Here is a 20,150-nt window from a genome sequence, read left to right as displayed (position 1 = left end):
GTTCTCAAACTCACATCATAATACTTACCATCAATAAAGGCATAATTTTTTCCTTGAGGAATTGTTGGCTGGACTTCATCATCAACCTTAACTGGCTCCCATGATTTACGAGCCTCCACAAGATCCTGCTCTAAAATCCATGAATACTTGCCTTTAAGCAGATATGCTCTTCGAGAATAGCCAACTTCCACGTTCATTACACGTTCAATGATATTGGTATCGCCTGTGAAGTCACCACTAGGTTTAATTCCTTTTCCGCTTTGAGGATCATACCAGAACGTCTGTCCTTTACGAATTGTAACCTTTTGGCCAACTTCTAACTTATCAAAAGCCTTAGCGTTGCTAGAATATGGTCTTAACTCGATATATCGACTATCGCTAGCTACTTTTGCCCCGCCATTCAATTTATCAATCATTTCCTTCATAGCTTTACCCAAACTCATGTAGTGCTTTGTACGTGCAATAAAATATTCTTGTACTTTATCGTAACCGCCGTGTAATTGCGCTGAACGCTTAGGACACTCTGTTCCTTTATTTGACACTTGTCTATGAAGTTTAATTGTAGCTTTATCTGGTTTAATACCGTACTTATGACACAATTCTGCTCCACGCATAAAAGCATATTCCTCGTTTGCTTTAAATTGCGCATCATTAGCTGATAATTGTTGGCAAATTTCAATATGCATAATGTTATTATTATAATAGGAATTTGCAGCTGCCCATGCTGGAGCATTTAATGGTTGGACTTGCAAAATCTCTCCTGTTGAAATGTATTCGTGAGCAAAACCTAATGCTGCATTTGCTTCTGAATTTGCTCTAGAGTTTCTAAGCCACCCCTCATATCCTAAACCCGTCGGAGATCCGGCATCATTATGATAAATCAGTCCCACTGGATTACCATAAATACCAGTGTATTTACTAAACAAATCTAGTACTTTAATTTTTGGATATTTCCACATTACTTCTACCTCCTAATCATATTGTGTTAAATTATTTTGTTCAATCGTCTCAATCAACTTAATCCCATAACTACTATCTGTTGCATATGTTTTAGTTAACGCAGCACATTGACCTTGATAAGTTGTAGCATTTATCACATCAGCATAATGCTTTTCTCGCCAAGGTGTTGAGGTTATAAAGTTGCTATGATCAACTACAAACTGTTCAATCGTTTGATACTTGCGGAACTTTTCACCTGGAACTTCGACTAGAACTCCATTTACTTCTTCTAGAGTTGTTTTCGTATATGTTTCGCCAGTCCATGGCTCACTAGCTTTTATCCCTGCGTAGTTGTTCGCGTTTCTTGCTAATTCCGAGTTTCCGCACGAGCTCTCTACTACAGCTTGTGCTATGAGAGTAGAAGTCTTTAAAACAGAAGGCACCGCTTGATATAACGGCGCCATTTTTTTAATAAACGTATTTGTTTGTTCCATAAATTACTCCTTAGGATTATCTTTTGGTTCTACAATAATCTTTACGTTACTTTCTTCTACGATATTTAAAATCTCTTTCATCCTATTATCATTTAATCGCTTCATATGTTCAGTTATTGGTTCTAGCCAAGCAGGTATTGGAACTCCATAGCATCTAAATTTTCTATAACTGAACCTATATAGTTGATAATAAACGTTGTGCACCATCCATATGAAAATATCTGGAAGTTAAACATACGAGATACTACTCCTACAAAGACAATTGAAATCAAAACATTTAAATGTCTTGGCAAGGCGTCAGTACCTCTTTTACTATCCCATTGTTTTGTAATGATACCTTTACTATATCCTGTGAACACATCAAGTGCTAATAGGGAAACAAAAAAGACAAAGAGCGGACTGCCCAATGTCTTGTTAATGTTACTTATAATATCTGCCATTACGACAGATTGAAAATCTTTCATATACATTAATCTACTCCTTTCCAAATTAAAAGAGCAGGCATAAGCCTACTCTTCAATATTACAATCATTGATTCTATTTAATTAACTCAAAATAGTACTTCAACATCTCAACACATTTAACATACATTTAATTTTCTGGATCAATATTTTTTAACCTCAAATATTCATCATCAAACGGCTTCAGGTTATCATAACTTTCTGAATACTGTCTATTTAATAAGTCTCTTGATTTATTATTATTTTGAATTTCATCATTGTATTTTTTAGAAATTCTGCCTGCACCAATATGAAAATTATGAACTACAGTATTCTTTAAATTCATTAATTGCATATCGTACTTCTTGTCTTGTTTCATATTTATTGCCATGTTCTTAGCACTAACCAAGAAATTAATTACAAATGGCAAACCAACTATTTCATCAAAGGTGCCATCAGTTCTCAATTGAGCTAGATTATATTGAATAATTGGGTCAATCGAATCATTAATATACTTTATTAAGTTTTCTGCTTCGTTAGTTAATTCATCTAATCTTTCTTCTTTTTTCTTAATACTAATTTTGTCCGCAGACATAGTTACTTCTTTAATATCGTTAAAATACCATGCTACAATCATTACCAAAACAATTAATATTGATATCCAAGTTTCATCATCTCGGTAAATAGAAAATCCTAATAAAACTGTTAAAACTAAAATAAATAACCATCTTATGTCTTTCATATATAACATCTCCCCGATTTAATACATCTAATATATCAAATTAGGGGTGTTATTGTAATACACTAGATAACGAAACGATAATTTATCATATCAATCTATCTACTCCTTTCTAATTGTTTTTAAGGTACGCATACACTACTCTACCTAGTTCTTGATATCCTTCCACTGTGGGGTGTACGCCATCAGCTATTCGAGTTTTAGTATCAATGCAGGCATTCTGTCCGATTAACCTAATATTTTCACTTTCTCTACCTTTAAAATGTTCTATAAGCTGGTTGATCCACACCGCGTTATTACGCTTGTACATCCATTGCGTTTGACCTGTCTTATAAGCTTTCGCAAAAGCCAGTTGACTTGCATTTGGTGGTATTGTCACGGTGATTCCAATTTGAATATTTAAATCGTAGGCCCTAACTGATTGTACTAATGCCTCATAATCTGTGATTGTTTTAATGATTCCTGACATTAAATTATCATTCTCCAAACCAAACACATCATTAATACCTAACTGGAATATTACATCCGTCAAACCACTATAACCATTTTGGGCCATATAATAGGCAAAATCAAAATCATTCTTATCAGGGTTAAAGAATGGGTTGCCTGACCCATAGTAGATTTGATTAGTACGGTATAAGCTGGTTGTCCATCCACCGCGCCCCTCGTGATAATTTCCGTCGGAGCCTCTCGTACCTAATAACTGTAGATTACTTGATTCTAAAGCGTACGAGTCAATTAATTCTTGCGACATTTTGCTTGCATTGACCGTACTATCACCAATGATTAATACCTTTTTGTCTTTCCGAGCAATTTCGGTGATTTAAATATTAGTTGTAGTAGAATTGATTTTAAAAAAAATTTTGTTATATAGTTCTACTGTCATCGGCTCTACTGTACTAACAGTAGGCTCAAAATACCACATGTTATCTTGCTGTTGTAAAGATTAAATCTAGCAATCGATTAATTAAATTTTCTTGTGTTTCATCAGAACTTGGTTTTTCTAAGAATTCGATAACTAATTTATTAATATCGCCGCCTTCCATGTTAATAGTTCGATTGGCTCTAAAGTCTCTTATTGTGTCTTCGTCCAATAATGCACCTAAAATAACCAGATACGCATCGGCAAAGTAGTCCACATCATCTGCTTTAGCAGAGATAGCATTATTCAAAGTATTCATCATCGATTTAACTGATTCGAATAGCGACATTCTCTCTTCATTTTCGATATATTCCACTACGGATAATCCGTCATAGTATAAAGCGTTATGTTCTGGGCTATTAATATTATTATTAGGTTCTTCAATCACAATTTTCCCTTTATCATCCTCAAACAACTTCAACCGATGCGTTAATGTTGTTAGCTCTCCCTGTATCCTTTCATTATCATCGAAATAGTATCTTACAGCGAATAGAGGTTCTTGTTGAATAGTATCATCATAAACGATAAACAAATCCAATGGTGAGTTATAAATTACTCGTTTTAATGCATCATCATCTTGATACATATATTCGAACGCATACCCATAAATACTCGCCATTTTATCAAGTTCTGACTCATGGTTATCTAAATCATTTCGTCTACCGAAATCATTGAGCACCTGGTTAGTTTTTTCATTTTCATGGGTCTCTTTACATGGGATTCCATTAAAGAAACCATTGAATGTATCCACCATATACTTGGCCAAATTAACCACAATTCGATTATCTGGTTTGTAAGCCTCCCGTTTTGGTCGCTTCAAAATATCGTGTAGACCTTCGTAAAAGTTTTTCGATTCCGTATACTTCGGCACTAATTCCATATGCTTATAGATAAATTCTTCTATCACTTCACTAGTAATTTCTTTGTTTGAATCAAATACAAAAACCAATCATAGACCTCCTTTAAACGTTTTTACTTTAACTGCTGGCTTCATATAATCTTCAAATGAATATCTTACTGAGTCAATCGAGTGATTGTCTTTATCAGGATAAGTTCCTTTAAGATTACCATTACCTTTTTTTCAATTTCATATCCAGAAAATTCACGATAGGTATTTGGTGTACGTTCCGGATCAATTATTATTTCTTCTAAATCTTGTAACCACTTGATACCATTCTCCACACTACCTGGCTCTTTTCTCGCCGGTCTTAATTTCAATCCTAAATCTCTTAATTCAGCATTAGTTCTTAGCTCAGCACTATCTGAAATGATTTCTTCATTTATTGGATTTAACGATTTTACTTCATCAGTAATCATTTGATTCTTCATGCCTTTTTTATGGATTTCTGAAAAAATAATAAGCCTACGTTTAGGCTTATAGAAAAAGTTTTCTGTATAGTGTGTTGGTTCAGCTGCAAAACCATAGTCAATACCACGATTGATTTTGTCAAATGTAGCAATTTCCTCATCAGTAATTTTGCGAGTGACAATATTAGTAAAGACTTCTGCACCAGTACCAGTCACAATACCCATATACTCATGTTCATACTTTTTAGGATTCACACTTCTTAGATGTTCAGCATCATTTATAAAATCTTGACCCAGCCAAGCTGGATTAACTGATAAATAAGTACTCGAATGTACCATCGTATCATCTCGTAACTTTTGATGTTCTACTTCTGAATTGATAAAGTTGTTAACAGATTCAGGTGGATTATAGGTATAAAAGGTTAAAATGTCTTGGCCACCACGAATAAGCGATTGGTTGATTGTTCGAATTGTTTGAATACTCTCAAACTCGTCTGCTTCTTCATACCAAATGTACTTTGCGTATCCTTTTCTGAATTTGCTAGACTTTACCTTCTTCGGTTTATCTGCACCTTTAAAAATAGTCTTTTGACCAGTTGGTATGTAGGTAATTGCTAAAGGATTTAGCGAATCGTGCCACAAATGACTAACATTCAATTTATCAATCGCCCATAACATTTGCTCATAAACTGATTCTCTTAATGTGTCTTTTACTTTTCTCAAAACGACCGCATTAGCATTTTGATCAGCCATCATTCCCATAATAATTTCTATTGATACAAAAGATGACTTGGTAGAACCACGACCACCTTTTATCCAATACTTAGAATGTTGTTTCTGTTTAATATCATGATGCAAATTAAAAAATGACGGAGCAATCAAGTCAGTTAATCTAACCCTAGCCTCCATCATCATCACTTCCGATTGGAATGTCATCAATAATATTAACAGAAGTAACTGTTCCACTTACATCCACTTTATCAGTCCAGACTCCATAACGTTTACCAAGTAATTCAGCTGCTTTTATACGATCTTTAGCAGATACTTCGATATCGGTGATTGTTTGCAAACCGTCACCTAAACCGATTGTTGTTTGTTCGGTGTGTTCTCCTCGCATGACGGAGGTTAAATACTTCAAAACTTCATTTTGCTTAGCAATTGCTTCATCTTCCAGCGCTTCAAGTCGTTCGTCTATATAGGATTTAATATTAGTATTTTTTAGTAATTTATCAGTATTCGTTGCTACATATTTTTTATTATAACCAGCCTTTATCGCTGCTTTTGTCGCATTTCCTGAGATAATGTACTCATCAGCGAATCTCTGTTGTTTTATTGTCAGTTTGATTTTCCATCACCCCTTTCTAGGCAAAATAAAAAGACATCTTAATCGATGCCTTTTTTTACTTTATAAAATTTTATATATACTTTTACTTTTGTTTGAAAATCAATATAAATAAACTCATCTTTTTCACCAAAATCTACCCTAAAATCGTTATATTTTGTATCTCTATAATCTTCCTTAGCTATTGGTACTAAACTAAAAGCTAGCCCTTCATTATTTTTAGAATTATAGTGTTCTATATAACCTTCTTCGATAAATTTATTATCAAAATCAAATATCTGACAGTACGTGTAACCTTCGTTTGAAATCATCATTTCAGTAAAGGCATTCTTGTTAAACAATATATGACTATTTTTACCTTTAATAGAACTTTCTATTGATTTAATAGTATTTATAGTCATAAATTGCAAAGTAATCATAACAATCAAGCTGACAAACCAAACAAAAGTATGGTTTAATTCTTTCAGCAAAGGAAAAATTATTTCGTTATGTAAAAAATAATTACCTAATCCTAAAACAACCCATAAATTATACTTTTCATCTTTCTCCTCATAATCAACAAAATAATAAAGATCAAATCTTGATCCAATCCAATAATTTATCCCTCCGAGAAAAGATGAAAATGAAATAAGTTCAATAAAGCTCATTTATTATCCTCTTTTTTCGGTGGTCTAGATATCGGTTTTGATGGAGCCGGAGCCTTTCGGCTTCTTTCGTTAGTATAATTTCTATATTTATCCGCAAATTCTCTTGCATCTTTCTTTGTTGGTTTATTATCCATACTTATTTACTTCTCTTTTCATATTATTTCTTAAATCATTAAAATTGCAACTCTAAACTCATCAATATCTTCAAAACACAAGTCATCTAAATGTTTTTACATAAAATTTTCCTCCTATTGATTACGCTATTATATCAATATGAGTTGGATATTCGTATAATATCTTGTTACCTAATCGAAACAAAAAATTTTACTATTTAAGCAATGTTAAAATAGTAAGTTAATCCATATTAATATCTTCTATGTTAGAAGCAATTTGTTCTAAGCTGGTAGCTACATCTAGCGTGAATGGATTGCCTAATTTTTCCGAAATAGATTCTAACGCATCTGCTATTCGTCTTAATTGCTCATTAGTTTCTTCAATCTGATGAAATTGTTGCTCATCCATAAAATACTATCCTCTCTATTATTTAGTAATACTAATATACCAAAAACCACCTAGGTTTACTAGGTGGAAAAATAGGGAGATTGTATACTTATACCAATTTTCTAAATCAGTATATTCAGAAGGTAGGAATCGAACCCACACCCCCAGCCAATGTAACTGGTACGCTTCCTTTACGCCACTTCTGTTTTCTGCCCAGTTTCCTGGGCAATACCTTGGAGGAGACAATTAGTTAAACACTACATACAGTTACCTTTCTGTATGTTATTTGTAAGTCTTTTGTCAGTTCCTTACAATACTATTATTACATGTTTTATACCGCCAAAAGTTACCTCATTTTCAATTTTTTTGCTATTTTTATTATTAATTGGTCTCTTATCCAATAACAATGCTTAGGACTGTAGTTGCATTCTAACGCTATACCTTGCCAAGTAAGTGTTTTAGGCTTATTTATATATGCCATCTCAATCACTTTCCTGTGTTCTGGCAACATCTTATTTATCTCTGCTGTAGCAGCATCATATTCCTTAACTAACTGATTCAGTTCCCCATCCTCAGCTAAGGCATTTGCCGATTGTTCTGTTGGATTAATAGTAATACTTGATCTGCCACCGCCGATATTTTCATCGGGTTTCATATATGGTGTCAATAATTCCGTCGTGCGCTTGTTTATCAGTGTTTCATATATATCTAAGTCTTGGATAATACCTTCAATATAACGATATGTTCTCCATCTCAATCCTGTACTTTTATGTAGCTGAACCATTTAACCAACCTCCAAACACTTCCAACTTACTACATCGAATATTTATCATCGTTTTCGGTCATTTTATAGAGTAAGAAAACAACCATCATAATAATCAATATTTTCTGCATTTACTCAGCATCCTTTACAAACACCGTACCAGCATCTGTTTTATGAGCTTTCTCAAACAACTTAGCCTTTGGATCTAATGTCATGATTTTCATATTATTATTCCTCCAGATATCTTAATTCGTATTCTTTCAAACGAGTCAGTGTTTCAATCGCTTTTTCTAAATCTTCAATACCATTTTTATGTCTGTGTCGTTTGATGTATTTATCAGCATGACTTTCCATAATGGATATAAATTCGTCTTTTGAATACAATTTGTTCCATACTTCAAATAGATCCCACCCATTTTCTTTTTGATAGTGATCTGGTCTATGAACATTGTTTGAATCACTTTCTATCGGACTAAACATTTTCTCATTCATCTCATCGTTAATTTTTAATAACTCTTCGAAAAACTCACTAACACTCATCTCCATAAATGAATCTCCTTTTTACTCGAGTAATTTTATACTGACTATCCATCAATCTACTTGTTAATGAATTAAATGTCCTGCCATAGGGGAAAGTCTTATTTAAATACTGATAGGCTAATCCCTCTGTTTCAAAAACCAAAATATCATTCGTAGTCAGATTTCTTAATAAATATACATAGTCTTTTTTTACTATTGCCTCCATACAATCACCTTAAAATGGTAAATCATCTTGATTAATATCAACAACCGCACCAAAGTCTTCGAATTGAGATTGACCAGAATCAGTAGCTTTTGCCGGTTCAACAAAATAAAAATTGTTAACGTAGACTTCTGTTGTATAAACTCTTTGACCTTGCTGGTTGTCGTAACTTCCTGTGCGGATATTGCCATCGATAGCAACTTTTGTGCCTTTTTTACAATATCTATTCATAATGTCTGCTGCTTGTCTCCACACAACACAATTTATAAAATCAGCATCATATTCACCTTGTTTATTCTTATATTTGCGTTCTACTGCTAAATTAAAACGACCAACCGATTCGCCCTGCGGTGTCTTTCTTAAGTCGATATCCCGAGTTAATCGACCAATCAATTGTACATTATTCATTTGAACACTCCTTTTTAGTGATAGTTAATTAAAATATATTGATCTCCAATAATTGTTTTTCTTTAATAGTTTTTCTTGTCCGAAAGAATTATTTTGCTTTTCCAATGTATCACCTGCCTTTCTGTGATATGATTAAAATAAAAAGTTTTGAGGAGATTTATTATGAATGATGAACAAATAAGAAATATTAGACAGCTAAATAATATTAGAAGCTTCACAAAACAAGGATTTGACTACACTTTAGAAAGACCACGAACAACTAGCTCTGATGTATTTATTGAAGAGCCAAAAATATGTGGCCATTGTAAAAATACTGGTCACCAAGAAGCGGTCGATTTGGTACTGGTAACAAAAAATAACATTTACGATGCTGTAGGTGTGTTTGCCTGCTTAAGTTGTAAAGAAAGTACTATTCAATTTTTTAAATATGAAAAATTTCAATTTAACAATGATGAAACAGGTGAGATACATTTTCCTTATGTTTTAGTAGCTGTTAATCAAATTCCTAAAATAATTTACGATAATTCAATTCCAGAAATAATCCAAAATAAATATCCTTCTTTTTTTGAAATTTATAAACAATCAGCCGAAGCTGAGAAAAATCAACTTACACATTTAGCAGGCATGGGTTACAGAAAATCAATTGAGTTTTTGGTTACAGATTTTTTAAAAGATTATTCAATAGATGACTCTGTTACAAAAGAATGGTTAGAAAATCCAAAAACACGATTATCAGAAAAAATTAATAAACTTCCTTCTGAAAGATTAAAAAAAGTTGCTCAAGCAATCTCATATTTAGGTAATGATGAAACGCACTATACACCTATCCATCAAAACTATGGTATTCAAGATATGAAGAAGTTTATTGCCTTATTAATTAATGAAATTGAGAAAGAAATGATTTACTCTGATGTTGAATCTTTTTTAGGATAATGCGCCTCTAAATAATCTAATAACCTTTTATTAATTTTAATCATCGTTTCCATTTGTTCCTGATACAACATAAGAATATTTTCTAAATTAGAAATTTTCTCTTTTAGCTTACTTTTTTCCATATTTTCCCTCCTAATGTTCACTATCATTAATTCCATATGGCACTCGCCAACCATTAACTGCTATTCTTCTACATATTAGATTAGCAGCTTTTTACTTTAAAACTGAAATTGTCTCATCTTCATCACAGTTTTTAATTCTCGTTCAATCTGTGATTCATTCTGTGCTATGGTCGCTTCCAATTCTTCTTCATTTCGAATAATAAAGTATCCACCTGGTTTCGTTCGTATAGAGCCAATTGGGTAACCTTTATTCCTCAAAGCTTCTACAGAACTTTTAATTTTGCGACTACTGCAATCTAGTAACTCTTGCAATCTTCTTATTTTCATTGCATTCTCTATTCCTTCAGGTATTAACTTTAATAGCCTAAGCTGAAATTCTGTTAATGTTTCTTCCATATGATCCTCCATTTCCAGGATAAATTCCTAAAACTTTAAATCTCTGTTATCTCGATTTCTACACGAGGATTATCTTTGTCATACAATACCGTTGAACCGTCTACACTCACAACAATTTTTGAATTATCATCTTCTAAGACTTTCGCATCTACTAGCAGGTCATGAGTGGCACTTAATAAATTAGTTAAGTCCACTCTATGACGTGTTGGCATATAATAAAGAGCTTTAACGTTGCAACGATAATCAATCGGTTTCCCAGCATATTTTGCTTGTGATAAAAATAAGGTTCGATAAGATTCATAAGCTTTGGATGGGATAGGGAACATCTTCCCTTTTCTACGATTAGTCACCATACGCATACTGTTCTTCTTAGTAATCGGCTTTCCTTTTACCACTAACCTAATCAAGTCACTTATTCCTCCTTTGAATCATCTTTAAACTCATCTATCAAACTTCTAAACTCCGATAGTATATCTTCACCACTATCAACTACTGTTTGTTGACTAGCTTGTTCGGTATCTGCAGTATCTTTAGTCCAGTAAGGTTTAATTTCATCTTTCTTTTGCTTGCGATTGTATGGCACTTTGCGATTTTGAAATTGCTTTTGTTCAGCTGCAACATCATCCAATGTTTTAATACCTTTCGTTAGCCAATTCTGCATGATGCCTTTAGCATAGTTGTATGACTTTTGATTTTCTTGAGCAATTTGCATAGCTTTGATTGCTAACTCTGGTGATAGATCACTACACCATTGCATTAAGTCTGATTGGATATAATTTGATAGCACACCAAAATTATTTTGGTAAAAGTGTAGGACAGACTGCAACTGAGACTGTTCATCTTCTACTACGCTAGTAGTAGTTTTATTCTTCTCTTCTCTCTTCTTCTCTTCTCTGTTCTTATCTTCTTCTGGTCTGTTAGCTAACGTGAGACCTAACGTTAGGTTTTTTGATTCTAATTCATTGACGAATGCTTTAAGTGCGTTAGATTTAGTTGGAATGCCTTCTTGAAATGGATTGATACCCATTGCTTTTAATTTTTTTCGATAGTAACTGACACGTTGTCTTTCAGCGTTCCCATCTTTCACTCGTTCCATTCCTTCAATATTTTGATGCTTTTCCCAGTTGGTAATATCAATTAGGCCATCATCGGATATTTCAATCATCCCAAATTGGTCTAGTGTTTTGAGCCCTGATCTAACGATATTTAGTGGAGTTCCTAAAATTGTTGATAGCATTTCGTCACTGTACGCTAAATTTTGTCCAAAATAGACCATTCCACCATCATTTATTTTGCCAGCAAGACATAACAGTTGAATCCAAAATAAGACGATATTGTTCCCCTCTGGCATAGTTCTTATGAGCTTAATCTTCTCATCATCAAACATATTGACCGATAGCTTAATCCACTGTATTTCTGCCATATTCACCATCCTTTCTAGAATAGGCCAAAGCCTACTCTAGTTTTGACTTAACCTTGGTAGGAAACAACTCGCCTTGTTCTCCGATAATTTCACCGTTGTTGATTGATTCAGCTGGATCATACTCTGGTTCAACAATTTCAGGTTCAGACGGTGTCACATCTTTAAAGATTCCATTGCCTTGTTCATCAAAATCATCAAACACTTTCTCATCACTCACGACTGCTTTTTGATATTCAATAGACAAAATACCCCATTTGTTTAACATATTTCGTAACACTGTTTTTTCTGCCATGCTATCGTAATCACTAGCCCACACGTTAGTTAGTTGTTTCTTGTCCTTCGCTTTATTATTTCTGATGCGGTGTGCTTCTACTTGGTCTTTAGTCCAGTACACTGTCTTTTTAAATCCGTTTAGTAATTCAAAATAACCAAAATACCCTACCACTTGCTCGCTTGTCTTAGCATCAAAATCAATATCTAATTCTTCTGTCAACGGATTCCATGATTTCAATTGCCCTTCGTATACCGTACCTACATTTAAATGCTTGTATTGTCCGCTACGTTGTGCCAATTGCACATAACCTTTATAGCCTAAGATAAATTGCGCTTTCTTAACCCATTTTCCTGTCGCTTTATCCTTCTCATTGAACGGTACTAAGTAAGCAAAACCAAATTGTTTTTCTAGTGGTAAATCTAACTGTGCTGCTTGCATAGCTCCGGCAATAATTGACATTGGTTGACTGTCTGCCAAGTATGAATCATTGTTAACCAATGTGATCAGGGAACTTGTAAATTGAGCAGATTTGTCTTTTAGAATTTGCTTGAATTTATTTTGAATTACTGGATTATCCAACAATCCTTTTACCGAATTGGATGCTGTTGCTACACTGTTGTTTTTCTTTTCAGCTAATGCGTTTTTGATTGAATCTGTTGTTGCCATGTTTAGTTAATCTCCTTTACTGTGAATCGTTTATATGTTGTTTCTTTGCTGTATTGCTCATATACATCTGGCATTTCTTTTTTGAGTGCTTTAGTATCGATTGAAGTACGTTTCGTTTCCTTCCACGTCACTTTAAATTCATCAGATAATAATTCATCTGCTTCATTCTCGTACATGTAATTCTTTAACTTGTTTTCGATTTCTGTTTGATATTGCGTAAGTTCTTTGATTTGAGCTTTTACATTACCTAGTTCGACAAGTTTTTCTTTTTGTGATGAAAGTATCGCCAAACTGTTTAAAGGCTCGTAATCGACTAAATTCAAAGCTTCTTTAGTTGCTGGTGAACCGTCAATTTCAGGCGCTACATTTTTCAGTACATTTTCATTCCAAAATTTAATCGCCTCTTTGATATACATGTCAATCAATTCTTGATCTCGTTCTATCTTTTTAAATTTAAAATCATGGTTCCCAATCACAACTGCGATATAAGCATACTCATAATCCAATACGTTTAAGTAATGCTGTACTTGCATGATATAGCTTGCTGGTATTTCATCTTCGTCCCATTGATTAGCACTAAACGCGCCTGTAGTTTTACATTCAAGTAAGGCTTTTTCACCCACAATTTTTCTATCTATGTTCGCCAATAGGAAAGGATGTTCTTTGTGATAATGTGTCTTATTATCACGTTGAACTTTCATTCCACTTTCTTGCTCAAATAGTCTAGCGACGAAATCTTCTAACTCATTCCCTATTTGTACCTGTAGCTTGCTAGATATGTCAGGTGCTTCAATCTGTCCTGTTTTTTCAAGCCACAATTGGTAAGGTGACTTGTTTTGGTTTAGCCCTAGCATGGTACCAATATCACTACCACCTAGACCATTGCTTCGTAGATCGTGCCATTCCTCGTTATTAACAGCAATTTTGTAGTTCAAATCTATTCACCCCCATAAATAAAAGCTGATCCAAACATTTTTTACAAATTGAATAACCGTAACTATTTAATTCTGAAACTAAAATATACTCATCATCAGTCTGGAAAACTTCATCACCAAACTGAATTTCATATCCTAATAAATCTTCTTTTTCTGTATAAATTTCGTCAGGTTCCATCGGAACTCCTAAACTATCACGTTGCCCTCTAATAATCATTTTGGTATAATCTCCTTGAATAGTTTTATTCTTTGTCCGTATGCGCGTACGGACTTTTTTGTTTGTTTTAATTTAACCTTCAATTAGCACCATCCTCTTCGAGTACCCATTCTTCTCAATGCTTTGTTCTTCTCTCTTTCTAGCCGATGGTGTTGTCATCCACAAAACTTGCTTATACGGAATACCCAACTTCACAGCTATTTCATGTGGTGTTCCTGTTGTCACAATTTGATCACCTTTATAAGCCACATAAAACTTATCTTTTCTAGGTATATGCCTCTTTGATTTCCGCCCAGAATTCACTGGCATACATTTTGACATACCAGATCAAACCTCCTTGCTCATAAACTCGAATAATATCCCTTAAATGCTCTACATCAGAAGTTTTATGATAATTTTCAATTGACTTCCGAATGCTCAACTTCTTCCATTTCAGCATTTTCCCACATCCTTACATAATCTGTATAATAGCTATGTATTCTAGCTTGAAAATCAACTGGCTTTTCCTTCAATTGTTCAGGTGTTAATTCATATTTCTCTAACAGCCATCTTTTAAACGTCTTTAATTTTTCCAATCTCTAACTCCTCTACAATCAATCATTCCACTTCTCACTAATCTCGCATCGGATAAATTACACATCGCTTCAATACGTTCAGCTTCTCTTTGGTTTTCCCTATAATTTTGTAATTTCCAAATGGATATAAACATTAATACGAAAACTAAAACCCAAGCTAATACTTCAAATAATTTTTTCATTATTTCCTCCAAATCTGTATTTCATGCTGGCAGGCATATTTTTTATTTTTTATTTTTTTAATGTCTGAAGTAATTCATCAATTTCATAACGATCGTAGTACCACTTAGTACCTTGTCTACGTTTTTTTAAACCTAATCTTTCCCATTCCTTTAAAATTTTCGCATGGCAGTTATATATTTCATAAACTTCCTTTTGCATCAACCATTGCTTCTCTTTAGCTAACATACGTTTTTCAACTTCTTGTTCAATGATGTCTACAATTTGATTAACAAGTTCTAAACTTGCTGATTCTGATAATAAGCTTGTTAATTCCATTTTTTATGTTCCTTTCTAAAAATGTTCACATCTACATCTAAAGCGTCAGCAATCTTAAATACTGTGGTTAAAGTTATGTCTTTAGTAACCCCGCTTAGAATCCGATATAACTGACCTGAATTAAGGTCTGCTTCAAGCTGGATTTGTCTAATTGTTTTTCCTGATTGCTTAACCAGATCGTTTAATTTTTTTACGTTCACGATACACCTCCATACTATATATTGCGTCAAAAAAGTTATGCACAACCATATGTTGTGTTTTTATGTTAAATAAGTTATACTCTGATTGAACAGATTCCACTTAATAGCCCTGGTACGTCTATTTTGTGAATTAATACGTTCATGAAGAGAGGTGTATACATATGACTAAAAAACCTTACATAATCACTTATGATTTGAATTCACCAGGACAAAAATATTCCGACGTGATAAAAACTATTAAAAACGATATTAGTAGCGCTTATTGTAAATATTGGGAATCAGCATTCTTATTCACCTCATATTTAACCCCTGGAGAAATGATAGATAAACTCAAACCGTATTTAGATAATGGTGATAAAGTTATTATTTTAGAGGTTGTGAACAATAAACAAGGTTGGTTAACTAAAGAACAATGGAATTGGATCAATGAAAATATTTTTTAATAAGTATTTCCATCACTGTCATAGAATTTAAATTTTTCGGTTAAGTAATTATCTAGAGTTTTGAAGTTAGCCTCTGTGTCTTTTTCAATAAATTTAATACGTTTTTCTACTCGTCTTAATACCACACCGACTACCAATCCTGCGGTGACGAGTGCGATTATTTTGATTTGTTTTTTCATTTTTTAAAATTCCTTTCGTGATATACTCTCCTATAAAGGAGGTGGAAAATATGACAGAAATGATATTTAATCATCCAGAATTCAAATCAACTGAAGCTGATTCAAAATTGATTGAAACTAGTCAAGAAAAAATTATCCGAATTGAATATCCTGACGGTGTTATTGCACAATTTTTTATGACTTTAGATGGAAAAATAAACGTTCAATGTAATCGTTCATTTATAATTGATAGAGAAATAAATGGTATTCTTAAAGTACGACCTAATCTTTATGATGTGAATCATGATTTTGTCGATGCGCTTCTTCAATAATTACTTTCCCATCTAAATTTATTTCTTTACCTTTTATATGGATATTGTCTTTTGTGATTTTTATTGAACTCTCATCACCAATTGAGAGTTCTTTAATTTTTTCATTCATCCTGTACCTCCTACTATTTCCTTTATAGATTCATTTCAACCATTGGCACATATCCATGATTCGTTAACAAATTATGTAAGAAAAGTCTTCCCTTTTGCGTCCATTTGGTGTGTAATCTAGAGCCTTCTCCACCGTTATATTCAACAGTTTGGCTTTGCGTATAACCTAGTGGTGCATACTTTTGATACAACAACCATGTCCCACCTTGTTTATTTTGAATACCCCAGTCATTTAATAGCTGATTTAACTTAGTACCGCTCAACCCGTAATCCTTTGCGATTTTCGAAATTGATACGAGTGACTTGCTTTGCAAAATTACATCATAGTAACTGGCTTTAGGTTGAAGCTCAAATACACGTTGCTCTGCGATTAAACGCTGCTCACGTTCTGCCTTCAATTTTTGCAATGCATCTATTAGAAAATCTGGATTATCTAGCAACTCATCAGTCGCATATACCCTATGCTTGCGTATTGTTGGTAAAACCTCTGATGTCACCCAGCGTTTGAACTGCTTAGCGTTAGGTAGTTTTGATTTTAGGATTAGACTGTATAATCCTGATTCGTTGATAATTGGAGTTTTCTGAAATCTACCGATGGAGTCCTGAATTGGGACTTCGTCTTTATCTTCTTGGTCAACATGATCTTTAACGGCTTTTGTTGGTATTTCGTAGCCAAGCACTTCAACTACATCTTTTCCAACAAAATAAGGTTCGTTATCAATTAACACAGTTCTAACTTCACCAAATTCTGTATTTTTAAAAATTTGTAATTCCATTTGTTTCATCCTTTCTAAAGAAATGTCTACCTAAACAACTTACGTTTTACGATAGTTTTTTAGAAAAAAAATACTGGTAGCTTCATATGGATTTAATTTTAAGGTGTAATATATCCCATTCATAACTGGATATGATGGTTTATTATTTCCATTAATCATATTACTAATGGTATCTCTATCGACTCCTATAGCTTCAGCTAATGTTCCAATATTGTAGCCTTTTTCTGCTATTTTTGCCTTTAATAAATCGCTATTAATAACTAACATATTTGACCTCCTTTCTTATTACGTAAGTCAAATATAAACTAACATACGGAATAAGTTAAGCATTTTACGAAAGTTTTTTGGTAAAAAACACAAAAATATTGCAAATACTGAAAGTTTTGGGTATAATCTGATTATAATATATAAGGAGGAAATAAAAATGACATTCTCAGAGCGAATGAAATATGCTAGAGAACTAAAAAAAATAACATTGAAAAATTTAGGAAATAAAATAGGAAAAACTGAAGCGACTGTTCAACGTTACGAAAGTGGAGAAATAAAAAATCTGAAGAACGATATTATTGAAGCTATCGCCGATGCGTTAGATGTTTCCCCTGCATATTTAATGGGATGGGATGATACTCCTTTATTATCAGAAAACACAATGCGAGTCGCCGCTCACATTGAAGATGATGTAACGGAAGAAGAACTAGAAGAAATCATGAGGTTTATTGATTATATAAAATCAAGACGAAAGTAGGTGCCCTATTGAGTCCAATCGAGTCATTGATTGCGCAATATGATGAAGTACTTAATTTTTATTTTGAAGAAATGCCGATTAAATTACATGGATTAATCGTTGACAATAATGTCTATATAAATAAGTTAAGCACCGCTCAACAGCAATATGCAGCAATAGCTGAGGAATTAGGTCATTATGAGACTAGCGTTAATGAAGATATTACAGATTACAAACAAACATTTAACCTAAAGCAAGAGAATAAAGCCAGGTTTTGGTCATATAAGAAAATCGTTCCAGTAGATCAATTAAAAGACTATATCCTAACTAATGATTCAGTAACAGTTTATGATCTGGCCGATCATTTTGATACGACAGTAGGATTAATGGAACAAATCATTGAAGTGTATAAAATAAAACAACTAATTTAATAGGAGAGGAGGAAAAGAGTGGAAGAACAAGACTACCTAAAGAAGATAAAAGAATACTTAGATAAATACAAAAAAATGAATTTTAAACAATATCTAAATCTAATCAAATCAATCTACAGATTAATAAATCACGCTATATATGAAAATAAGTATAAAGGCAAAAAATATAAGTATTGGTCCTTTCCTCGTGGGAGTATAGTTAAAGTAGATTTTGGTTTTAATGTTGGATATGAGTTAGGTGGTGTTCACTATGCTGTTGTAATAAATAATAAAGACAGTATGAATTCTGGTAATATATGTGTGCTACCGCTCACTTCAAATAAGGGAAAAAATCTTAGTTATTACGAGATAGACATTGGAAGTGAGCTATATGATTTGCTTTTTATGAAAGCAGAATTTACTGGAAGAGATTCTAACCTTTTTACGGTTTATCAAAAAAACTTAGAAAAAGAGATAAGCTTGTTGCAATCTCAACATTCACTAACAGAAAAGAAAATTTGCTTAGAAAGACACAGTACAAGCGCAATTCATACATATTTGCTATCTAGTATCGATAAAAAAGAAATAGAATATACAGATGATTCTATCTATGTTTCATTAGATAAAATTATCTCTGCATTTGAAGCAGCAAAAAGCAACTATCAAATTAACCGTTCAGAAGAATTAAAGTCACTAGCTGAAATAGAACTGTTAAAAATAAATTCTATTTGTAAGATTGACCAAATTCGTATAGTTAGTAAAAGTAGAATTATAAATCCAAAAAATATCGATGATTCATTGAATAAAATTAAATTAAGTGCGAATACAATGGATAATATTACACAGAAATTGCACGAATATATTATGTTTGACAAATCATAAAATATCCGCTAATATAATGATATAAAGTCTTTAGGACATATATTTGAGATAAAGCCCTCGGGGCATGTGGCGGATAACTAACGTTATCCGCTTTTTTTATTTGAATAAAAAATCTCACTCCCTCTAACTTGGCGGTCTGAGGAGTGAGATTGAAGAAAAAACAAGCCTTTATAAGGCCTATTTTCTATACCTATTTTAACAAATTTTAGGAGGTGATGCCATAATTTTCTCACGCTGGCAGGCGAAAGGAGAAAAACAATGATTAAAAAATACACAAAAAAAGATGGATCAACAGCCTATATGTTTGTCGCATACCTTGGTGTTGACCCTATCACTGGAAAACAAAAACGAACAACTAGACGGGGTTTTAAAACCAAACGTGAAGCAACCCTTGCTGAAGCCAAACTTCAAACTGAGGTTGAAGAAAATGGTTTTGGTGTTGCACCAAGAATGATGACGTTTAAAGAAGTATATAAATCCTGGTTACCAATATATGAATCTACTGTAAAAGAAAGCACATTACAAATTCAAATTAACGTAATTGAAAAACATATACTGCCCTACTTTGAAAATATGTCTGTCGATAAAATTACCACACATTACTGTCAAACTATAACAAATAAATGGTATACGTCATATGTTAAATTTCATAACTTAATTGGCTTAACTCAACGAATTCTAGAGTACGCTGTAACTGTTTTAAAATTAATTAAAGTTAATCCAATGGTTGCTGTAATACGTCCTAAACGTAAGCGTAAATTGAAGGATGAAGTATACCAAGCACCCTATTATGATGCTGAACAGTTAGAGCATTTTTTAAGATGTGTAAAAGT

General features: G+C 33.0%; 36 protein-coding genes and 1 pseudogene. 7 read left to right on the top strand and 30 right to left on the bottom strand.

The features are described from left to right. From GSA01S_RS04110 to GSA01S_RS04045, 14 genes and pseudogenes are all read right to left on the bottom strand, one after another. Positions 1-959, bottom strand: a 959-nt coding sequence (locus GSA01S_RS04110; RefSeq protein WP_169792669.1) for an N-acetylmuramoyl-L-alanine amidase, incomplete at its 3' end; no start/stop codon positions are given. Positions 960-971: 12 nt separating this feature from the next. Then, the gene (locus GSA01S_RS04105; RefSeq protein ID WP_066125145.1) at positions 972-1,433 is read right to left on the bottom strand and encodes a glycoside hydrolase family 73 protein; all 462 of its coding nucleotides are present in this window, start codon (positions 1,431-1,433) and stop codon (positions 972-974) included. A gap of 122 nt (positions 1,434-1,555) precedes the next feature. Beyond that, on the bottom strand, positions 1,556-1,903 hold the full coding sequence (locus tag GSA01S_RS04100) for a phage holin family protein (RefSeq protein WP_066125144.1): 348 nt from the start codon (positions 1,901-1,903) through the stop codon (positions 1,556-1,558). Between the two features lie 121 nt (positions 1,904-2,024). After that, a complete protein-coding gene (locus GSA01S_RS04095; RefSeq protein WP_066125143.1) occupies positions 2,025-2,615 on the bottom strand; it encodes a hypothetical protein in 591 nt (196 codons plus the stop codon). A gap of 109 nt (positions 2,616-2,724) precedes the next feature. After that, complete coding sequence (locus GSA01S_RS04090) at positions 2,725-3,366, bottom strand: SGNH/GDSL hydrolase family protein (RefSeq protein WP_066125141.1); 642 nt, start codon at positions 3,364-3,366, stop codon at positions 2,725-2,727. 172 nt (positions 3,367-3,538) lie between these two features. After that, positions 3,539-4,483 carry a phage portal protein gene (locus GSA01S_RS04085; protein WP_066125139.1) on the bottom strand — a complete coding sequence of 315 codons (945 nt, stop codon included), beginning with the start codon at positions 4,481-4,483 and terminating at the stop codon, positions 3,539-3,541. Between the two features lie 65 nt (positions 4,484-4,548). Further along, positions 4,549-5,778 carry a PBSX family phage terminase large subunit gene (locus GSA01S_RS04080; RefSeq protein WP_245631270.1) on the bottom strand — a complete coding sequence of 410 codons (1,230 nt, stop codon included), beginning with the start codon at positions 5,776-5,778 and terminating at the stop codon, positions 4,549-4,551. Then, the gene (locus GSA01S_RS04075; protein WP_066125138.1) at positions 5,741-6,187 is read right to left on the bottom strand and encodes a terminase small subunit; all 447 of its coding nucleotides are present in this window, start codon (positions 6,185-6,187) and stop codon (positions 5,741-5,743) included. The genes GSA01S_RS04080 and GSA01S_RS04075 overlap by 38 nt, the downstream gene beginning before the upstream one ends. Before the next feature lie 38 nt (positions 6,188-6,225). Beyond that, positions 6,226-6,831: a hypothetical protein gene (locus tag GSA01S_RS04070; protein ID WP_066125137.1), complete on the bottom strand. Its 606-nt coding sequence runs from the start codon at positions 6,829-6,831 to the stop codon at positions 6,226-6,228. Between the two features lie 354 nt (positions 6,832-7,185). Then, positions 7,186-7,353, bottom strand: coding sequence for a hypothetical protein (locus GSA01S_RS10710; RefSeq protein ID WP_157064767.1), 168 nt, complete (start codon positions 7,351-7,353; stop codon positions 7,186-7,188). Positions 7,354-7,467: 114 nt separating this feature from the next. Next, positions 7,468-7,538 (bottom strand): annotated as a pseudogene (locus GSA01S_RS04065). A 140-nt stretch (positions 7,539-7,678) separates the two neighbouring features. Continuing rightward, on the bottom strand, positions 7,679-8,116 hold the full coding sequence (locus GSA01S_RS04060) for a DUF722 domain-containing protein (RefSeq protein ID WP_066125135.1): 438 nt from the start codon (positions 8,114-8,116) through the stop codon (positions 7,679-7,681). A gap of 207 nt (positions 8,117-8,323) precedes the next feature. After that, complete coding sequence (locus GSA01S_RS04055) at positions 8,324-8,641, bottom strand: DUF3310 domain-containing protein (RefSeq protein ID WP_245631269.1); 318 nt, start codon at positions 8,639-8,641, stop codon at positions 8,324-8,326. A 208-nt stretch (positions 8,642-8,849) separates the two neighbouring features. Beyond that, positions 8,850-9,245, bottom strand: coding sequence for a single-stranded DNA-binding protein (locus GSA01S_RS04045; RefSeq protein WP_066125131.1), 396 nt, complete (start codon positions 9,243-9,245; stop codon positions 8,850-8,852). Between the two features lie 162 nt (positions 9,246-9,407). Between GSA01S_RS04045 and GSA01S_RS04040 the strand changes: the two genes are divergently transcribed. Next, entirely contained in the window at positions 9,408-10,178 is a 771-nt protein-coding gene (locus GSA01S_RS04040) for a DUF4145 domain-containing protein (RefSeq protein WP_066125129.1), read from the top strand. On the opposite strand, the gene GSA01S_RS10705 is transcribed toward GSA01S_RS04040, so the two are convergent. From GSA01S_RS10705 to GSA01S_RS03990, 12 genes are all read right to left on the bottom strand, one after another. Then, complete coding sequence (locus GSA01S_RS10705; protein WP_157064766.1) at positions 10,148-10,300, bottom strand: hypothetical protein; 153 nt, start codon at positions 10,298-10,300, stop codon at positions 10,148-10,150. The two genes, GSA01S_RS04040 and GSA01S_RS10705, sit on opposite strands and share 31 nt — an antisense overlap. Before the next feature lie 96 nt (positions 10,301-10,396). Next, entirely contained in the window at positions 10,397-10,696 is a 300-nt protein-coding gene (locus tag GSA01S_RS04035; RefSeq protein WP_066125128.1) for an HTH domain-containing protein, read from the bottom strand. Positions 10,697-10,731: 35 nt separating this feature from the next. Continuing rightward, a complete protein-coding gene (locus tag GSA01S_RS04030) occupies positions 10,732-11,103 on the bottom strand; it encodes a RusA family crossover junction endodeoxyribonuclease (RefSeq protein WP_217994626.1) in 372 nt (123 codons plus the stop codon). A 5-nt stretch (positions 11,104-11,108) separates the two neighbouring features. Further along, positions 11,109-12,119, bottom strand: a complete 1,011-nt coding sequence (locus tag GSA01S_RS04025) for a phage replisome organizer N-terminal domain-containing protein (RefSeq protein WP_066125127.1) — start codon at positions 12,117-12,119, stop codon at positions 11,109-11,111. A 31-nt stretch (positions 12,120-12,150) separates the two neighbouring features. Continuing rightward, a complete protein-coding gene (locus tag GSA01S_RS04020) occupies positions 12,151-13,059 on the bottom strand; it encodes a recombinase RecT (RefSeq protein ID WP_066125125.1) in 909 nt (302 codons plus the stop codon). A 2-nt stretch (positions 13,060-13,061) separates the two neighbouring features. After that, positions 13,062-13,994: a YqaJ viral recombinase family nuclease gene (locus GSA01S_RS04015; RefSeq protein ID WP_066125123.1), complete on the bottom strand. Its 933-nt coding sequence runs from the start codon at positions 13,992-13,994 to the stop codon at positions 13,062-13,064. Next, complete coding sequence (locus tag GSA01S_RS04010; protein ID WP_066125121.1) at positions 13,972-14,211, bottom strand: hypothetical protein; 240 nt, start codon at positions 14,209-14,211, stop codon at positions 13,972-13,974. Before GSA01S_RS04010 ends, GSA01S_RS04015 begins: the two co-directional genes overlap by 23 nt. Before the next feature lie 72 nt (positions 14,212-14,283). Further along, positions 14,284-14,532 (bottom strand): hypothetical protein, encoded by a 249-nt coding sequence (locus GSA01S_RS04005; RefSeq protein ID WP_066125119.1) that lies wholly within the window; start codon positions 14,530-14,532, stop codon positions 14,284-14,286. A gap of 77 nt (positions 14,533-14,609) precedes the next feature. Then, positions 14,610-14,786 (bottom strand): hypothetical protein, encoded by a 177-nt coding sequence (locus tag GSA01S_RS10700; protein ID WP_157064764.1) that lies wholly within the window; start codon positions 14,784-14,786, stop codon positions 14,610-14,612. Then, entirely contained in the window at positions 14,774-14,968 is a 195-nt protein-coding gene (locus GSA01S_RS04000) for a hypothetical protein (RefSeq protein ID WP_066125118.1), read from the bottom strand. The genes GSA01S_RS10700 and GSA01S_RS04000 overlap by 13 nt, the downstream gene beginning before the upstream one ends. Before the next feature lie 49 nt (positions 14,969-15,017). Further along, on the bottom strand, positions 15,018-15,284 hold the full coding sequence (locus GSA01S_RS03995; protein ID WP_066125116.1) for a hypothetical protein: 267 nt from the start codon (positions 15,282-15,284) through the stop codon (positions 15,018-15,020). Beyond that, positions 15,275-15,484: a helix-turn-helix domain-containing protein gene (locus tag GSA01S_RS03990; protein ID WP_066125114.1), complete on the bottom strand. Its 210-nt coding sequence runs from the start codon at positions 15,482-15,484 to the stop codon at positions 15,275-15,277. Before GSA01S_RS03990 ends, GSA01S_RS03995 begins: the two co-directional genes overlap by 10 nt. 161 nt (positions 15,485-15,645) lie before the next feature. Here GSA01S_RS03990 and GSA01S_RS03985 point away from each other — a divergent pair, with 161 nt between their 5' ends. Beyond that, entirely contained in the window at positions 15,646-15,927 is a 282-nt protein-coding gene (locus GSA01S_RS03985) for a hypothetical protein (protein WP_066125111.1), read from the top strand. Here the strand turns inward: GSA01S_RS03985 and GSA01S_RS03980 are convergent. Continuing rightward, positions 15,924-16,106 (bottom strand): hypothetical protein, encoded by a 183-nt coding sequence (locus GSA01S_RS03980; protein ID WP_066125107.1) that lies wholly within the window; start codon positions 16,104-16,106, stop codon positions 15,924-15,926. The genes GSA01S_RS03985 and GSA01S_RS03980 overlap by 4 nt on opposite strands. Positions 16,107-16,156: 50 nt before the next feature. Between GSA01S_RS03980 and GSA01S_RS03975 the strand changes: the two genes are divergently transcribed. Beyond that, positions 16,157-16,417 (top strand): hypothetical protein, encoded by a 261-nt coding sequence (locus GSA01S_RS03975; RefSeq protein WP_066125103.1) that lies wholly within the window; start codon positions 16,157-16,159, stop codon positions 16,415-16,417. Here the strand turns inward: GSA01S_RS03975 and GSA01S_RS10695 are convergent. The 3 genes from GSA01S_RS10695 to GSA01S_RS03965 are packed head-to-tail and all read right to left on the bottom strand — an operon-like array spanning position 16,368 to position 17,568. Beyond that, positions 16,368-16,526 (bottom strand): hypothetical protein, encoded by a 159-nt coding sequence (locus GSA01S_RS10695; protein ID WP_157064763.1) that lies wholly within the window; start codon positions 16,524-16,526, stop codon positions 16,368-16,370. The genes GSA01S_RS03975 and GSA01S_RS10695 overlap by 50 nt on opposite strands. 22 nt (positions 16,527-16,548) lie before the next feature. After that, positions 16,549-17,301: a phage antirepressor gene (locus tag GSA01S_RS03970; protein WP_066125101.1), complete on the bottom strand. Its 753-nt coding sequence runs from the start codon at positions 17,299-17,301 to the stop codon at positions 16,549-16,551. Positions 17,302-17,340: 39 nt separating this feature from the next. Next, the gene (locus GSA01S_RS03965) at positions 17,341-17,568 is read right to left on the bottom strand and encodes a helix-turn-helix domain-containing protein (RefSeq protein WP_066125099.1); all 228 of its coding nucleotides are present in this window, start codon (positions 17,566-17,568) and stop codon (positions 17,341-17,343) included. A gap of 157 nt (positions 17,569-17,725) precedes the next feature. Between GSA01S_RS03965 and GSA01S_RS03960 the strand changes: the two genes are divergently transcribed. The 4 genes from GSA01S_RS03960 to GSA01S_RS03945 all read left to right on the top strand — a co-directional run. Next, positions 17,726-18,046, top strand: coding sequence for a helix-turn-helix domain-containing protein (locus tag GSA01S_RS03960; RefSeq protein WP_066125097.1), 321 nt, complete (start codon positions 17,726-17,728; stop codon positions 18,044-18,046). 8 nt (positions 18,047-18,054) lie between these two features. Then, positions 18,055-18,456, top strand: coding sequence for an ImmA/IrrE family metallo-endopeptidase (locus GSA01S_RS03955; protein ID WP_066125096.1), 402 nt, complete (start codon positions 18,055-18,057; stop codon positions 18,454-18,456). Between the two features lie 18 nt (positions 18,457-18,474). Further along, positions 18,475-19,317 carry a type II toxin-antitoxin system PemK/MazF family toxin gene (locus tag GSA01S_RS03950; protein WP_066125093.1) on the top strand — a complete coding sequence of 281 codons (843 nt, stop codon included), beginning with the start codon at positions 18,475-18,477 and terminating at the stop codon, positions 19,315-19,317. 258 nt (positions 19,318-19,575) lie between these two features. Continuing rightward, positions 19,576-20,150, top strand: a 575-nt coding sequence (locus tag GSA01S_RS03945) for a tyrosine-type recombinase/integrase (RefSeq protein WP_174519394.1), incomplete at its 3' end; no start/stop codon positions are given.

The sequence above is a fragment of the Globicatella sanguinis NBRC 15551 genome, assembly GCF_001552295.1.
Lineage (GTDB): Bacteria > Bacillota > Bacilli > Lactobacillales > Aerococcaceae > Globicatella > Globicatella sanguinis.
This window is presented reverse-complemented; position numbering and strand designations above follow the sequence as displayed.

What these genes read in the sequence shown, in the direction of transcription:
- GSA01S_RS04105 (WP_066125145.1), bottom strand. Translation starts at nt 1,433, where the DNA reads ATGGAACAAACAAATACGTTTATTAAAAAAATGGCGCCGTTATATCAA.
- GSA01S_RS04100 (WP_066125144.1), bottom strand. Translation starts at nt 1,903, where the DNA reads ATGTATATGAAAGATTTTCAATCTGTCGTAATGGCAGATATTATAAGT.
- GSA01S_RS04095 (WP_066125143.1), bottom strand. Translation starts at nt 2,615, where the DNA reads ATGAAAGACATAAGATGGTTATTTATTTTAGTTTTAACAGTTTTATTA.
- GSA01S_RS04090 (WP_066125141.1), bottom strand. Translation starts at nt 3,366, where the DNA reads ATGTCGCAAGAATTAATTGACTCGTACGCTTTAGAATCAAGTAATCTA.
- GSA01S_RS04080 (WP_245631270.1), bottom strand. Translation starts at nt 5,778, where the DNA reads ATGACATTCCAATCGGAAGTGATGATGATGGAGGCTAGGGTTAGATTA.
- GSA01S_RS04070 (WP_066125137.1), bottom strand. Translation starts at nt 6,831, where the DNA reads ATGAGCTTTATTGAACTTATTTCATTTTCATCTTTTCTCGGAGGGATA.
- GSA01S_RS10710 (WP_157064767.1), bottom strand. Translation starts at nt 7,353, where the DNA reads ATGGATGAGCAACAATTTCATCAGATTGAAGAAACTAATGAGCAATTA.
- GSA01S_RS04060 (WP_066125135.1), bottom strand. Translation starts at nt 8,116, where the DNA reads ATGGTTCAGCTACATAAAAGTACAGGATTGAGATGGAGAACATATCGT.
- GSA01S_RS04055 (WP_245631269.1), bottom strand. Translation starts at nt 8,641, where the DNA reads ATGGAGATGAGTGTTAGTGAGTTTTTCGAAGAGTTATTAAAAATTAAC.
- GSA01S_RS04045 (WP_066125131.1), bottom strand. Translation starts at nt 9,245, where the DNA reads ATGAATAATGTACAATTGATTGGTCGATTAACTCGGGATATCGACTTA.
- GSA01S_RS04040 (WP_066125129.1), top strand. Translation starts at nt 9,408, where the DNA reads ATGAATGATGAACAAATAAGAAATATTAGACAGCTAAATAATATTAGA.
- GSA01S_RS10705 (WP_157064766.1), bottom strand. Translation starts at nt 10,300, where the DNA reads ATGGAAAAAAGTAAGCTAAAAGAGAAAATTTCTAATTTAGAAAATATT.
- GSA01S_RS04035 (WP_066125128.1), bottom strand. Translation starts at nt 10,696, where the DNA reads ATGGAAGAAACATTAACAGAATTTCAGCTTAGGCTATTAAAGTTAATA.
- GSA01S_RS04025 (WP_066125127.1), bottom strand. Translation starts at nt 12,119, where the DNA reads ATGGCAGAAATACAGTGGATTAAGCTATCGGTCAATATGTTTGATGAT.
- GSA01S_RS04020 (WP_066125125.1), bottom strand. Translation starts at nt 13,059, where the DNA reads ATGGCAACAACAGATTCAATCAAAAACGCATTAGCTGAAAAGAAAAAC.
- GSA01S_RS04010 (WP_066125121.1), bottom strand. Translation starts at nt 14,211, where the DNA reads ATGATTATTAGAGGGCAACGTGATAGTTTAGGAGTTCCGATGGAACCT.
- GSA01S_RS04005 (WP_066125119.1), bottom strand. Translation starts at nt 14,532, where the DNA reads ATGTCAAAATGTATGCCAGTGAATTCTGGGCGGAAATCAAAGAGGCAT.
- GSA01S_RS04000 (WP_066125118.1), bottom strand. Translation starts at nt 14,968, where the DNA reads ATGAAAAAATTATTTGAAGTATTAGCTTGGGTTTTAGTTTTCGTATTA.
- GSA01S_RS03995 (WP_066125116.1), bottom strand. Translation starts at nt 15,284, where the DNA reads ATGGAATTAACAAGCTTATTATCAGAATCAGCAAGTTTAGAACTTGTT.
- GSA01S_RS03985 (WP_066125111.1), top strand. Translation starts at nt 15,646, where the DNA reads ATGACTAAAAAACCTTACATAATCACTTATGATTTGAATTCACCAGGA.
- GSA01S_RS03980 (WP_066125107.1), bottom strand. Translation starts at nt 16,106, where the DNA reads ATGAAAAAACAAATCAAAATAATCGCACTCGTCACCGCAGGATTGGTA.
- GSA01S_RS03975 (WP_066125103.1), top strand. Translation starts at nt 16,157, where the DNA reads ATGACAGAAATGATATTTAATCATCCAGAATTCAAATCAACTGAAGCT.
- GSA01S_RS10695 (WP_157064763.1), bottom strand. Translation starts at nt 16,526, where the DNA reads ATGAATGAAAAAATTAAAGAACTCTCAATTGGTGATGAGAGTTCAATA.
- GSA01S_RS03970 (WP_066125101.1), bottom strand. Translation starts at nt 17,301, where the DNA reads ATGGAATTACAAATTTTTAAAAATACAGAATTTGGTGAAGTTAGAACT.
- GSA01S_RS03965 (WP_066125099.1), bottom strand. Translation starts at nt 17,568, where the DNA reads ATGTTAGTTATTAATAGCGATTTATTAAAGGCAAAAATAGCAGAAAAA.
- GSA01S_RS03960 (WP_066125097.1), top strand. Translation starts at nt 17,726, where the DNA reads ATGACATTCTCAGAGCGAATGAAATATGCTAGAGAACTAAAAAAAATA.